At 69.1% G+C, this 13,819-nt stretch carries 11 protein-coding genes; 2 read left to right on the top strand and 9 right to left on the bottom strand.

The annotated features are described in order from the left end of the window. Positions 1-18 precede the first annotated feature (18 nt). On the bottom strand, positions 19-636 hold the full coding sequence (locus tag OG734_RS12505; RefSeq protein ID WP_330287556.1) for a YceI family protein: 618 nt from the start codon (positions 634-636) through the stop codon (positions 19-21). Between the two features lie 321 nt (positions 637-957). On the opposite strand from OG734_RS12505, the gene OG734_RS12500 reads away from it, so the two are divergent. Both OG734_RS12500 and OG734_RS12495 read left to right on the top strand, forming a co-directional pair. Then, positions 958-2,565: an acyl-CoA carboxylase subunit beta gene (locus OG734_RS12500; RefSeq protein WP_330287555.1), complete on the top strand. Its 1,608-nt coding sequence runs from the start codon at positions 958-960 to the stop codon at positions 2,563-2,565. Between the two features lie 71 nt (positions 2,566-2,636). Then, a complete protein-coding gene (locus OG734_RS12495) occupies positions 2,637-2,828 on the top strand; it encodes an acyl-CoA carboxylase subunit epsilon (RefSeq protein ID WP_330287554.1) in 192 nt (63 codons plus the stop codon). A 166-nt stretch (positions 2,829-2,994) separates the two neighbouring features. Here OG734_RS12495 and OG734_RS12490 read toward each other — a convergent pair whose 3' ends face one another. The 8 genes from OG734_RS12490 to OG734_RS12455 form a co-directional block, all read right to left on the bottom strand. After that, positions 2,995-3,576 carry a GTP-binding protein gene (locus OG734_RS12490; RefSeq protein WP_026248371.1) on the bottom strand — a complete coding sequence of 194 codons (582 nt, stop codon included), beginning with the start codon at positions 3,574-3,576 and terminating at the stop codon, positions 2,995-2,997. Continuing rightward, positions 3,557-4,144: a DUF742 domain-containing protein gene (locus OG734_RS12485; RefSeq protein WP_330287553.1), complete on the bottom strand. Its 588-nt coding sequence runs from the start codon at positions 4,142-4,144 to the stop codon at positions 3,557-3,559. The genes OG734_RS12490 and OG734_RS12485 overlap by 20 nt, the downstream gene beginning before the upstream one ends. Positions 4,145-4,240: 96 nt before the next feature. Then, entirely contained in the window at positions 4,241-4,654 is a 414-nt protein-coding gene (locus tag OG734_RS12480) for a roadblock/LC7 domain-containing protein (protein ID WP_330287552.1), read from the bottom strand. 10 nt (positions 4,655-4,664) lie between these two features. After that, positions 4,665-7,994 carry a sensor histidine kinase gene (locus OG734_RS12475; protein ID WP_330287551.1) on the bottom strand — a complete coding sequence of 1,110 codons (3,330 nt, stop codon included), beginning with the start codon at positions 7,992-7,994 and terminating at the stop codon, positions 4,665-4,667. Positions 7,995-8,373: 379 nt separating this feature from the next. After that, complete coding sequence (locus OG734_RS12470) at positions 8,374-8,949, bottom strand: GTP-binding protein (protein ID WP_006375318.1); 576 nt, start codon at positions 8,947-8,949, stop codon at positions 8,374-8,376. Further along, positions 8,930-9,328, bottom strand: coding sequence for a DUF742 domain-containing protein (locus tag OG734_RS12465; RefSeq protein ID WP_006375303.1), 399 nt, complete (start codon positions 9,326-9,328; stop codon positions 8,930-8,932). Before OG734_RS12465 ends, OG734_RS12470 begins: the two co-directional genes overlap by 20 nt. Positions 9,329-9,436: 108 nt before the next feature. Then, positions 9,437-9,850, bottom strand: coding sequence for a roadblock/LC7 domain-containing protein (locus tag OG734_RS12460; protein ID WP_044471908.1), 414 nt, complete (start codon positions 9,848-9,850; stop codon positions 9,437-9,439). 9 nt (positions 9,851-9,859) lie between these two features. Continuing rightward, positions 9,860-13,759 (bottom strand): sensor histidine kinase, encoded by a 3,900-nt coding sequence (locus tag OG734_RS12455; RefSeq protein WP_330287550.1) that lies wholly within the window; start codon positions 13,757-13,759, stop codon positions 9,860-9,862. Positions 13,760-13,819: the final 60 nt, after the last annotated feature.

Raw genomic sequence — 13,819 nt, 5'->3', positions numbered from 1 at the left:
GGAGCGGCGGTCGTCGCGTCACGCGTTCCTGATGGCCGAGATGTCGAAGTTCAGCTTGATCTTGTCCGACACCAGCACCCCGCCCGTCTCCAGCGCTGCATTCCACGTCAGGCCCCACTCCGAGCGCAGGATCTCCGCCTTGCCCTCGAAGCCCACGCGCTCGTTGCCGAACGGGTCCTTCGCCGCGCCGTTGAACTCCAGGTCGATGGAGATCTGCTTCGTCGTGCCGAGGATCTCCAGATCGCCGGTGATGCGGTAGTCGTCGCCGCCCAGGGACTCCGCCCCGGTGGAGCGGAACGTCATCGCCGGGAACTCGTCCGTCCGGAAGAAGTCCGCGCTCTTCAGGTGGCCGTCGCGGTCGGCGGAGCCCGTCTCGATGCTGTCCATCTTGATGTCGAGGGACGCCGTTGAGGCGGTGGGGTCGGTGCCGTCGAGGTGCAGGGTGCCCTCGAACTCCTGGAAGCTGCCCTTGACGTTCGTCACCATGGCGTGCCGGGCGACGAAGCCGATCGTCGTGTGGGACGGGTCGATCGTGTAGTCACCGGTCAGCGCGGCGCGCTCGGGGGCAACCGCGGTCGCCACGGACGAGGTGGGGGCGTCGCTGGCAGCGGCGTTCTTGCGGCCGAAGATGCTCATGGCATGACTCCTTGGGGACGGGGTGCCGAAGTTGTTGAATCTTGAATCAGTCCAACGAGCGTCACCGTAGTCCTATTCCGTTCAATATTCAACATTATCCAAGGAGTGTTCGTAGAGTTACTCCGCGTGTCGTAGTCTCGTCCGGTGTGACAAGGGTGCCGCCGCGACGCCTTTGTGTGACCTCCACAACGCGCACGCCCCCTGAGCAGTCGGGTCGGCTGCACGCCGGCGTTGTTCTGTTCAGGGGTACCAGGAAAACGCGCCGGAGACTGTACGGAGTCGACGGCCCGGTTTTCTTGCTCGGCTTCGTAAGGTCACTACATGACCGTTTTGGATGAGGCGCAGGGTGAGTTCGCGGGCGAGCCGACGGGGGAGCCGACGGACGCACGCGGGCGCGTGGCCGAGCTGCACGAGATCCGTGCACAGGCCCTGGCCGGCCCCAGCGAGAAGGCCACCGAGGCGCAGCACGCCAAGGGCAAGCTGACCGCCCGGGAGCGCATCGACCTGCTCCTCGACCCGGACTCCTTCAATGAGGTCGAGCAACTGCGCCGGCACCGCGCGACCGGCTTCGGCCTGGAGGCCAAGAAGCCGTTCACGGACGGTGTGATCACCGGCTGGGGCACGGTGGAGGGTCGTACGGTCTTCGTGTACGCCCATGACTTCCGTATCTTCGGCGGCGCGCTGGGCGAGGCCCACGCCACGAAGATCCACAAGATCATGGACATGGCCATCGCGGCCGGGGCGCCGCTGGTGTCGCTCAACGACGGCGCCGGTGCCCGTATCCAGGAGGGCGTCAGTGCCCTCGCCGGGTACGGCGGCATCTTCCAGCGCAACACCAGGGCCTCCGGCGTCATCCCGCAGATCAGCGTGATGCTCGGCCCGTGCGCGGGCGGCGCGGCCTACAGCCCCGCCCTGACCGACTTCGTCTTCATGGTCCGCGAGACCTCGCAGATGTTCATCACGGGACCGGACGTCGTCAAGGCGGTCACCGGCGAGGAGATCACCCAGAACGGCCTCGGCGGCGCCGACGTGCACGCCGAGACGAGCGGCGTGGCGCACTTCGCGTACGACGACGAGGAGACCTGCATCGCCGAGGTTCGCTACCTCCTCGCGATGCTTCCGCAGAACAACCGCGAGAACCCGCCGCGCGTCGAGTCCGAGGACCCCGCGGACCGGCGCAGCGACATTCTGCTGGACCTCGTTCCGGCCGACGGCAACAGGCCGTACGACATGGCCAAGGTCATCGAGGAGATCGTCGACGACGGCGACTACCTTGAGATCCACGAGCGTTGGGCCCGCAACATCATCTGCGCGCTCGGCCGCCTCGACGGCCGGGTCGTCGGCATCGTCGCCAACCAGCCGCAGAGTCTTGCCGGGGTCCTGGACATCGAGGCATCGGAAAAAGCTGCACGTTTTGTCCAGATGTGCGACGCTTTTAACATCCCGATCGTCACGCTGCTGGATGTCCCCGGCTTCCTGCCGGGCGTCGACCAGGAGCACGGCGGAATCATCCGGCACGGCGCGAAGCTGCTGTACGCCTACTGCAACGCGACCGTTCCGAGGATCTCGCTGATCCTGCGCAAGGCGTACGGAGGCGCGTACATCGTCATGGACAGCCAGTCCATCGGCGCCGACCTCACCTACGCCTGGCCGACGAACGAGATCGCCGTGATGGGCGCAGAAGGTGCCGCCAACGTCATCTTCCGCCGCCAGATCGCGGATGCCGAGGACTCCGAGGCGATGAGGGCTCGGATGGTCAAGGAGTACAAGTCCGAGCTGATGCACCCCTACTACGCCGCCGAGCGCGGTCTGGTCGACGACGTCATCGACCCGGCCGAGACGCGTTCGGTGCTCATCAGGTCGCTCGCGATGCTGCACACCAAGCACGCCGACCTGCCCTCGCGAAAGCACGGCAACCCCCCGCAGTGATCCCCGCGCGGTAACCCAGCGGACCCCTCGCGGTACACCCGCGGAAACCTCTCACACGGAGACTGTGACCTATGAGCGCCTCTGACATTCGCGTCGAGAAGGGCCACGCCGAGCCCGAGGAAGTCGCCGCCATCACGGCGATCCTGCTGGCCCGCGCGGCAGCGGTCCCGACGGCCGCCCCGGCCCACCGCGGCCACCCGAAGGCCGGCTGGCGCCGCCTGGAGCGCGAGGGCGGCTTCCGCGCCCCGCACAGCTGGCACTAGCCCCTGTACGACAAGAAGGGCCCCTCTCGTTGAGAGGGGCCCTTCTTGTCGTACAGGGGCGCGGGGCTGTATCGATTTGCGGCTCCGCCGCGGGGACGTGACAAGCCACTGGGCTGCCGCAGACGGCGTACAACCGTCCGAGGCAGCCCAGTGGCCGAAAGTCTGTCTACCGCAACCGAGCCATCAACGCGTGCTCCACGAGAGTGATCAACGCACTCTTCGCGTCCGCCCGATGCCGGGCATCCGTAGTGATGATCGGAGTGTCCGGCCCGATCTGGAGCGCCTCGCGCACCTCGTCCGGGTTGTAGGGCTGGTTGCCGTCGAAGCCGTTGAGGGCGATGACGAACGGCAGGCCGCTGTTCTCGAAGTAGTCGACAGCCGGGAAGCAGTCGGCAAGGCGCCTCGTGTCAACGAGGACGATCGCACCGATCGCGCCGCGCACCAGGTCGTCCCACATGAACCAGAAGCGGTCCTGGCCGGGCGTACCGAAGAGGTACAGGATCAGGTCCTGGTCCAGGGTGATACGGCCGAAGTCCATGGCGACGGTAGTCGTCGTCTTGTCCCCGGTGTGCGTAAGGTCGTCGATGCCCGCGGACGCGGACGTCATCACGGCCTCGGTACGCAGCGGATTGATCTCCGAGACGGCCCCGACGAACGTGGTCTTGCCCACGCCGAAGCCGCCCGCCACCACGATTTTCGCGGACGTGGTGGAGCGGGAAGGCCCTCCGCTAGAGCTTGCGAAGTCCACTGAGCACCCTTTCGAGCAAAGTCACGTCTGGCTGGCCGCCGGCGCTCTCGTCGCCGCCGGGCTGATGGATGGCGACCAGGCCTGCCTCCGCCAAGTCGGCGACGAGGATCCTGGCCACACCGAGAGGGATGGTCAGCAACGCCGAGATCTCGGCCACCGACTTGATCTCTCGGCAGAGGTTGCAGATTCGCTGATGCTCGGGCAACTGGCCCTGCATCTGGTGCGGCTGCGCAGTGGTGTGTACCAGCGCCTCGATGGCGAGCTGGTAACGGGGGCGCGTCCGGCCGCCGGTCATGGCGTAGGGACGCACCAGGGGATTGCTCGCGCCCCCTGCGGGCGACGGCTCCGGAGAGCGGCGCTGCGGCTGCACGGGCTGGATACGCGGCGCCGGCGGCTGGTCGTACGGCGACGGCCCGGGACCCTGCGGGTTCTGAGGCGCGTACGGCTGCTGCCGGCGGTGGCTCGGTGCGGAGGGGAAGTTGTATCGGTTCGGGTCACCCTGGCCCTGACCCTGGCCAGGGCCGTACGACCAATTGCCCGAGGGTGAACCGCCTGGGGGTGTTGCCACTTTCTTCTCCTCCTCCGACTGTGCCGGGCACCGCATCACTGTGGCGCCGCGTCCGAAACCTACCGTCCCGGGACGCCAAAACGCACCGTCTGACTGTTAGTTGAGAAGGCTCCCTTGGAGCTCCGCACGCAGATCGGGTGTCAGAACCGTGCCGGCACGGTCGACCAGAAGCGCCATCTCGTACCCAATGAGACCGATGTCGGCCTCCGGATGTGCAAGCACCGCGAGCGAGGAACCGTCGGAAACGGACATGAGGAAGAGGAATCCCCGCTCCATCTCCACAACCGTCTGGTTCACGCTGCCGCCCTCGAAGATGCGCGACGCACCCGCGGTGAGAGAGGTCAGACCGGAGGCGACAGCGGCGAGCTGGTCCGCACGGTCTCGCGGAAAGCCGTCGGACATCGCCAGAAGGAGTCCGTCGGCGGAGACCACCACCGTGTGCGACACCCCGGGGGTGTTGTCCACGAAATTGGTGATCAACCAGTTAAGGTTCTGCGCCGCCTGGCTCATCGGGCTCACACTAACGCTCCTGGTTGTAGGTGCTGTCAGGCCCACCGTGGTGATTCCTGGTGGCCTGGCCGTTCGTCTCACTACCTGCGGTGCGTCCCCGTTGGACGCCCCGGCGCAGGTTGCTCAACCTGCCCCGGATGTCCTCGGGGGCGCGGGAGACCGACGGGCCGCCCTGGGGAGTCGCTTCCGCGGCACCCTCGATCAGGTTGGCCTTCGGTACCCGGCGCGGCAGGCCGGAGGAGGTCACCCCGCCCGCCTTGGGCTTGCGGAGCTGTGAGGCCTGCTGCCAGCGCTCGTCGTTGGCCGAGCGCCAGTCGTCGGGACCGGTTCCGTTGCCGTTGCCGTTCGCGGTGCCGTTCTGCTCCGCGGGGGCCGGCGCCGGTGTCTCCTGGCCCACGTGCTGCCGGGAGGTGCCGTTGCTGGTGCCGCTCGCGGTGGATCCACGGCGGGGAAGACCGGCATCGGTCATGGTGTGGGCGGCGGAGGGTGCCGGTCCCGGACGCTCGAAGCCTACGTGATTTTGCTCACTCACGTCAGCGGCCTGCGCGGATTCCGGTTCCGGAGCGTACTCGGAGCGGTGCCCGTTCTGGTAACCGTCCGGCTGCGGCCAGTCATCCTGGTAGCGCCGCTCCTCGAAGGCCGAGAAGCTCTCCGGGGCGGAGGCGTGGGCCGGGGCGGGCTCTTCCTGGACAGGCTCCGTGTACGCGGGCTCCGGGTAGCCGCCGTTGCCGTTCGAGGACGGGTAGCCGCCGTTCGTCGACGGGTACTCGCTGCCGGTCGCCGGGAAGTCGTCCCTCTGCGGGAAGCCGTTGTTCCCGTTGAAGTACGGCTCCTCGTACGACGGCTGCTGCCGCTCCTCGTACGCGGTCTGCTGGTCGTAGCCCGCGAAGGGCTCCTCCAGGGCCGGGGCCTGGCCGTTCGGCGCGGCGGTGAAGTCGTCGCCGTACGCGGGGGCCTCGATGCCCTCCTGCGGGCCCGACTCGGGGTGCGCCTGGGCCTCGAGCTGCGCCCGGCGCTCCTCACGCATCAGGGAGCGGCCCACCGGGTCCAGCTCGCGGATGTCGTCCGGGACCTCGGTGTAGCGGCTGTCGTCGAAGCCGAGCTCGGCCGCCGTACGCATCGGCTGGCCCTGGACGGCCTGGAAGTTCTCGCCGACGTACTGCTGCTGCTCCGGGATGATCTGCGAGACGGTGAACTCGTCGCGCTGCAGCTGCTGCTCGCCACCGCCACCGTGCGTGATGGCGTCCGGGAGCATGACCAGCGAGGTCGTACCGGCCTGCTCGCCCGAGGGGCGGAGCTGGACGCGGATGCCGTGCCGGTCGGACAGCCGGCCGACCACGAACAGGCCCATGCGCTGGGAGATCGCGGCGTCCACGGTCGGCGGGTTGGCCAGCTTGTGGTTGATGTCCGCGAAGTCCTCGGCGGTGAGGCCGATGCCCTTGTCGTGGATCTCGACCATGATGCGGCCGTCAGGAAGACGGGTCGCCGTCACCCGGACCTTGGTCTGCGGGGACGAGAACGTCGTCGCGTTCTCCAGCAGCTCGGCCAGCAGGTGCACGAGGTCGGTGACCGCACGGCCGTGGATCTCGGCCTCCGGTACGCCCGACAGCTCGACGCGCTCGTACTGCTCCACCTCGGAGGAGGCGGCGCGCAGGACGTCGACCAGCGGGACCGGCTGGTCCCAGCGGCGGCCGGGCTCCTCGCCGGCGAGGACGAGGAGGTTCTCGCCGTTGCGGCGCATACGGGTCGCGAGGTGGTCCAGGCGGAAGAGGTTCTCCAGCTGGTCCGGGTCGGCCTCGTTGTTCTCCAGGTCGGTGATCAGGGTCAGCTGGCCCTCGATCAGGGACTGGTTGCGGCGCGACAGGTTGGTGAAGATCGCGTTGATGTTGCCCCGCAGCAGGGCCTGCTCGGCGGCCAGCCGGACCGCCTCGCGGTGAACCTGGTCGAAGGCGCGGGCGACCTCGCCGATCTCGTCCGTGGTGTTGATCGGGATGGCGGCGACACGGGTGTCGACGCGACCGGGGTCGGTGCGCGAGAGCTGGTCGACCAGCATCGGCAGGCGCTGCTCGGCGATACCGAAGGCGGCGTTGCGCAGCTGGCGCATCGCGCGGCTCATCTGGCGGGCCACCATGCCGGCCAGGATGAAGGCGAGGAGCAGGGCGACCACGACGGCCGCACCCACGATGAACGCGTCACGCTTGGCTTCGTCGGAGATGCTGACGGCCTCGTTCACCGCGCTCTTGGAGAGATCCGTCTCCAGCTTGAGGTACGCGTTGTACTTGAGGGTGGTGACCGCCATCCAGTTCTGGACGGTGACGCCCTTCGCCGCGAGGTCGGCACGGTCCCTCGAGTTGGTCGAGGGGAGCGAGGCGAGGTCCGTGATCATCTGGTTGGGGTCGGCCGGCGGCGGGACATAGGTGTCGCCCTTGGCCGCGGCGGCCTGGGCGGCCTGGGCGGCCATTTCCTTGCCCTGGGCGGTGACCTCGACGGAAGCGTCCTGCAGCTTCTTGGCGTCCTCGGCGGTACCGCCCGCGATGTACTCCGCGATGGCGATGCGCTCCAGGTACGCGTACGAGGAGAGGGCGATGCGCTGGCTGGCGAAGCTGCCCTGACCGGGGCCGGGGTTGGTCAGCAGGTGTATGCCGATGGCCCGCTCCAGCGACACGGAGGCCTTGGTGAGCGAGATCGCGTAGACCGTCCGGCCGTAGGCGGTGATGTTGCCCGTGCCCAGGCCCAGCTCGTTGGAGAACTCCATCAGGGTGTGTGTGACCGCGGTGTAGCTCTCCTCGGACTCCACGCCCCTGCGCTTGGAGGTGTAGGCCTTCGCGCGGATGTCCGCCAGCTGGGGCTCGACCTCGCGGAACAGCTTCAGCCGGCGCTCGACGCTGGGCTTGTCCGGGATGTTCTGGGCGGCGGCGTCGAAGGCGTCGGCGGCCTTGTCGGTGGCCGCGCGGGCCTTGACGACCGTCGGATCGTCCTCGCCCTTGCCCTGGAGCAGGGGCGCCGCGGTGAGGTCGCGCTCCTGGAAGAGAGCATCGCCGTAGACCAGGGCGGCCTGCACGAGGCGCGCGGTCTTCTCCGCGTCCTCGGCCTCCTGCCAGGTGTCGATCGAGCTCTTCACCTGGAAGCCGCCCATGATCAGGCCGACGACCACGGGTATGAGCAGGATCGCGTTCAGCCTGGTAGGCACGCGCCAGTTGCGCGGGGAGAAACGACTCCCGCTCGGGGCGGGTGGCGCCATCGGCTCCGAGCCGGGCACAGCGGCGGACGCCGCTCCGCGCGGCGGCGGGGTGAAGTTGCCCCGTGCCGACGGCTCGGGACCGTTCTTGCTTCGCCTCACTCGACCAACAACCTCTCGGCGGAAGGCACCAACGTTGTGCCGCAGTGTCTCAGAGCCCGGTAAGTCAAAGACTCTCTACAGGTGTACGTCTTTGACTATTAGGCAGTTCAGGCATTCCAGCACGTCAGCCTTCGCTCTTCCAAACGTCGGAATGCGAAGATCCGTAGTGATGTAAGCCCCAGATAAAACGGTCATAAAGAACGAGCCCCGTCAAAAGACGGGGCCTATGTGAGCGCAGCGAGACCAGGTGACCGCGACGCGTGGCCATACCACCAGATATCTCTGTCGAAACGTTATGAACACCGGGGCCGACCGTGTCAAAGGCCACAGTCGGCTCCGGTGTATCTACGACAACTGGCGTACAACATCGTAGATTTGGTTACCGCAGGCGTGCCATGAGCGCGTGCTCGACCAGTGTGATCAGCGCGCTCTTCGCATCCGAGCGGTGCCGGGCGTCCGTCGTGATGATGGGAGCGTCCGGGCCGATCTGGAGCGCTTCGCGCACTTCTTCGGGGTTGTACGGCTGGTGCCCGTCGAAGCCGTTGAGGGCGATGACGAACGGCAGGCCGCTGTTCTCGAAGTAGTCCACCGCGGGAAAACAGTCCGCGAGCCGGCGGGTGTCGACCAGGACCACGGCGCCGATCGCGCCGCGCACCAGGTCGTCCCACATGAACCAGAAGCGGTCCTGGCCCGGCGTACCGAAGAGGTACAGGATCAGGTCCTGGTCCAGGGTGATACGGCCGAAGTCCATGGCCACCGTGGTGGTGGTCTTGTCCCCGGTGTGGGTGAGGTCGTCGATACCCGCGGAGGCCGACGTCATGACGGCCTCGGTACGCAGCGGGTTGATCTCCGAGACGGCGCCCACGAACGTGGTCTTGCCCACGCCGAAGCCACCCGCGACCACGATCTTCGCGGAGGTGGTCGCCCGGCCCCCGTCAGAGCTTGCGAAGTCCACTGAGCACCCTTTCGAGCAGTGTCACCGCTGGTGCACCGCCGTTGTTCTCGTCGCCGCCCGGCTGGTGGATGGCGACCAGTCCGGCCTCGGCGAGGTCCGCGACGAGGATGCGGGCCACACCGAGGGGCATGGCGAGGAGCGCAGACACCTCGGCCACCGACTTGACCTCACGGCACAGGTGGCAGATGCGCTGGTGCTCGGGCAGAAGTCCCATCAGCTGGGCCGGGTCGGCCGTCGTGCTGATCAGCGCCTCGATGGCGAGCTGGTAGCGCGGCCGGGTCCGGCCGCCGGTCATGGCGTACGGCCTTACCAGCGGCTGGTCGCCCTCGTCCTCGTACGTATGAGCGTACGGATCATGAGAGGCGGTGGGCGGGGTCATGAATCCTCCGGGCGGGACAGCGTCGGTCAGTCGTGCCGTCTGACAGGGCCGGTGGGGGGATTGTGGCGGCCGGACGGTGTTTTGGTGAGGCGGGTGGATCCGGAGCGGTCAGTGGAGCAGACTGCCCTGTAGTTCGGCGCGCAGATCCGGGGTGAGCACAGCGCCCGCCCGGTCGACCAGGAGCGCCATCTCGTAGCCGACAAGGCCGATGTCGCAGTCCGGGTGAGACAGGACCGCCAGCGACGAGCCGTCCGAGACGGACATGAGGAAGAGGAAGCCGCGCTCCATCTCGACGACCGTCTGGGCCACCGTGCCGCCCTCGAAGATGCGCGAGGCACCCGCGGTCAGCGAGGTGAGCCCGGAGGCGACGGCGGCGAGCTGGTCGGCGCGGTCCCGGGGGAAGCCTTCGGACATTGCCAGAAGGAGTCCGTCGGCGGACACGACGACGGTGTGGGACACACCGGGGGTGTTGTCCACGAAGTTGGTTATCAACCAGTTGAGGTTCTGTGCCGCCTGGCTCATCTGGCTCAACTATCGCTCCTGCTGGTGAGTGGGGCTGGGGAAGCTGCCCGTCTGGTCGGAGCCGGTACCGGCCTGCCGACCTTGGGCGATGCCCCTACGGAGGTTGGTCAGTCGGCCGCGCACGTCATCGGGCGCACGCGAAACCGCCGGACCGCTTTGGTGCTGTTGCTGCTGAGCCGTACCCGGTACGAGGTTCGCACGCGGGACCCGGCGCGGAAGGCCGGAAGTTGTGACGCCACCGGCGGCCGGCTGGCGGACGCGCTCGGCCTGCCGGATCAGCTCGTCGTTCGGTGAGCTGCGCCAGGAGCTTGTCGCGGCCGGCGTGGTCGCCGGACGCGGGGGAGTGGGTGCGGAGGACGGCTGCGAGGGCGCCGAACCGTTGCCGTTGCTGCCGGCGCCGTTGCTGGTGCCGTTGGCCTGCGGCCGACCGTTCTGCGGCTGCCCCTGCTGACCCTGCCCATGGAACCAGTTGGTCTCCAGGGTGTCGTACAGCGGCGTCCGTCCGTCACCGGGGCCGCTCGCCGGCGGCAGTGCCTCCGGCTGCGGCGGGCGCGACGGGACCGGCGGACGGGAGCCGCCGAAGTCGGCGGGACCACGGCCCGCGCCCGGCTGCGGGCGCTCGAACTGGCCGGTGGACGACGGGTCCTGCTGACGGCGCGGCACCGGGCCCCGGTTGTCGAAACCGGAGGGCGCGGGGAACTGGCCGGTCGAGCCGGAGTCGTACCCGGTCGGCGCCGGGAACTGGCCCGTCGAACCGTTGTCGTACGACGGCGTGAACTGCCCGTTGTTCTGGGAGTGCTGGGGGTTCTGCGGGCCCTGCTGTCCGGCGGGCGGGGTACCGAAGACGTCCGAGCGGACGAACGACCCGTTGTTCTGCTGGCCGTTGCTGTCGGCGGAGCCGCCGTAACCCGGGATGGGGAACTGGCCGGTGTCCGAAGGGCCGCCAGGGCGCGGGGCGTTGAAGTCGGGACGGGCGAACTCGGAGGTGACGCCCGGGTTCTGGAGGTCGTCGATCCGGGGGATCGCCGGCATCTCCGAGGTCGCGGCCGGACCGTGCCGGTCGTCGATGCGCGGCATCCGCGAGGTGGAGTCCGGCTCCTCGTGACCGCGCGGGGTGTCCAGCGAGGCACGCGGCACCGGGGGCTGTGCGTTCTCGTCGCTCCAGCTCGGCCGCGACGGCGCGTTGCCACCGGGCAGCTCGGGACGCGCACCGCCACGCGGCGGGAGCTGCGGACGGCGCCCGCCGCCCTGTCCCTCCGCGCGCTGCGGCGGTACGGGGCCACGCGAGCCGCCGAAGGCGTCCTGGCGTCCGTTGTTGCTGCCGTTGTTGCCGAAGGCGTCCTGGCCCTGGCGCGCGCCCGGAGCGTCGCCGAAGCCGCCGGCCGCCTGGAGGCCCTGCGGGGCCCCCGGCGCCTGACCGCCGAAGCCGCCCGCGCCCGCACCGGCGGGAGCCGGCCTGCCGCCCTGCTGAGGAGCACCGGGACCCTGCGGTCCACGCGGCGCTCCGCCCGAACCCGGGCGACCGCCCGCGTCCCGGCCGGGCAGCGCGGCCCGTGCACCCTGGCCGCCGGAGCCGACCTGACCGCGCGGCGCGCCACCGGCGCCGAGGAGGCCGCCACCGGCGGGAGCGCCCTGGCCACCGCCCCGGCGGGCCGCGGCCACACCGGCGGCGGCCTGCGCGGCGGCGGGACCGCCCACGGGGGCACCGCCCTGGCCGGCCTTGCCCGGAGCGGGCTGCTTGCCGCCCTGGGCGACATCGACGGGGAGCATGACCAGCGCGGTCGTACCACCGGAGTCGGACGGACGCAGCTGGATGCGGATGCCGTGGCGCTGCGAGAGGCGGCCGACCACGAACAGACCCATGCGGCGGGAGACCGACACGTCCACGGTGGGCGGCGCGGCGAGCCGCTCGTTGATCGCCGCGAGGTCCTCGGGCGAGAGGCCGATGCCGGTGTCGTGGATCTCGATCAGGACGCGGCCGTCGGGCAGCGCGTGACCGGTGACCTTGACCTTGGTCTGCGGGGAGGAGAACGACGTGGCGTTCTCCAGCAGCTCGGCGAGCAGGTGCACGAGGTCGTTGACCACTCGGCCGGCGACCTCGGTGGTCGGCACGGACGACAGTTCGATGCGCTCGTACTGCTCCACCTCGGAGGCGGCGGCGCGGAGCACGTCGACCAGCGGGACCGGACGGGTCCAGCGGCGGCCGGGCTCCTCACCGGCGAGGACGAGAAGGTTCTCGCCGTTCCGGCGCATACGGGTCGCGAGGTGGTCGAGCTTGAAGAGCGAGGACAGCTGGTCCGGGTCGGCCTCGCGGGACTCCAGTTCGGAGATGAGCGACAGCTGACGCTGGATGAGGCCCTGGGAGCGGCGCGAGAGGTTGGTGAACATCGCGTTGACGTTGCCTCGCAGGAGGGCCTGCTCGGCGGCCAGTCGTACGGCCTCGCGGTGCACGTCGTCGAAGGCCGCGGCCACCTGGCCGATCTCGTCCCGGGAGTGCACACCGACCGACTCGACGGAGGTGTCGACGTCCTGCGGGTCGGACTCGGACAGCTGCTTGACCAGCTCGGGCAGCCGGTCCTGGGCGACCTTGGTCGCGGTGTCCTGGAGCCGGCGCAGCGAGCGGATCATGGAGCGGGCCACGACGAAGGCGCCGACGAGCGAGACACCGAGCACGAGCAGGATCAGCGCACCCGAGATGATCGCTTCCTGCTCGGCGTCGTTGCGCAGCTCACGAGCCTTCTGCTCCATGTCGTTGAGCAGCGTGAGCTCGATGACCTTCATCTGCTGGATCTTCGCCGAGTCCTGGTCGACCCAGTCCTTCCAGGAGCGCTTCTGCAGCCCCTGAATGCCCTCCTTGCTCTGCAGGATGCGCTTGGCGTAGAGGTCGGCCGCAGTGATCGTCGGGCTGCCGTCGTCGATCGTCTTGAGGAGATCCTCGGCGCCGTCGCCGTAGATGCTCTTGAAGCTGTCGAGCTCGGAGTCCTGGCTGCTCAGCGCCGACTCGGCGTAGAGCCGGTCGTTCTCGGTCAGCTTGCCGAACTTCTTGGGGTCCTCGGGCAGCGCCGCCGCGATGACCGCACGCTGGATGGACGCGTACTCCTTGGCCGACGAGAAGGCGGCCAGGGAGCGCGTACGCGTGATGATCTCGGGGTTGCTGGTCGCCTCGGCCATGTCCTGGGAGAGGTCGAGCAGCTGGGTGACGAGGCGGTGGTAGGACTCGACCGTCTGCGTCGAGTTGTTCCGGTCCTCGTAGGCGTTGCTGCGGATCTCGCTGAGGTTGCTCAGCTCACCGACGAGCCCCACCAGGCTGTCACGGACGCCGCTGAGAGTGCCGCTCTTGCTGGCGGCGTCGATCTCCTCGGAGCCGTCGATGAAGTTGGCGAGGGCCCGGTCGGTCTTGTCGCGTACGCCCTTGATGCCGATGTCATTGCCCGACGCGCCGTTCGCGAGGGGACCGGCCGACTGGTCGCGCTCCTCCTGGAGCGCGGCGGAGAGCTCGGTCGCCTGCTTGGTGATGTCGGTCAGCAGCCGCATGTTGTCGAGCTGCTGGATGTCGTCCATGTTGTCGCTGATGCGCAGCGCGCCGAGCGAGGTCGCCGCGACCACGGGGAGTGCGAGCAGCGAGACGAGACGGGTCGAGATACGCCAGTTGCGCAGAGCTATTCGCGTACCGGGGCCGCTCGGGCCCTTGGCGGGCTTCACGGGCGGTGTGGCGGCCGAAGGCCCACCGGTGGCGCCCTTTCCGCCGGGCGCACCACTGCCAAGGCGCGTCGACCGCTCGCCGTTGTCGCCGGTCAGAGCTGCCTGGCCCGGGTTCTGGGCGTGCTGGGGGGAGGAACCGTTACCGGTTCCGTTGTGTGGCTCCGGCTCCGCCGAAGCGCTGCCATCCCTCTTGAAACGTCCCTGCACTAGCGTCGCAACCTCTGGACCAGGCGCCCTTCCGCGTAAACGGACGGACGGTGTCGGCGT

Source organism: Streptomyces sp. NBC_00576, from assembly GCF_036345175.1.
GTDB lineage: Bacteria > Actinomycetota > Actinomycetes > Streptomycetales > Streptomycetaceae > Streptomyces.
Note: the sequence above shows the minus strand (reverse complement) of the source record. Positions and strands in the feature narration are given on the sequence as shown.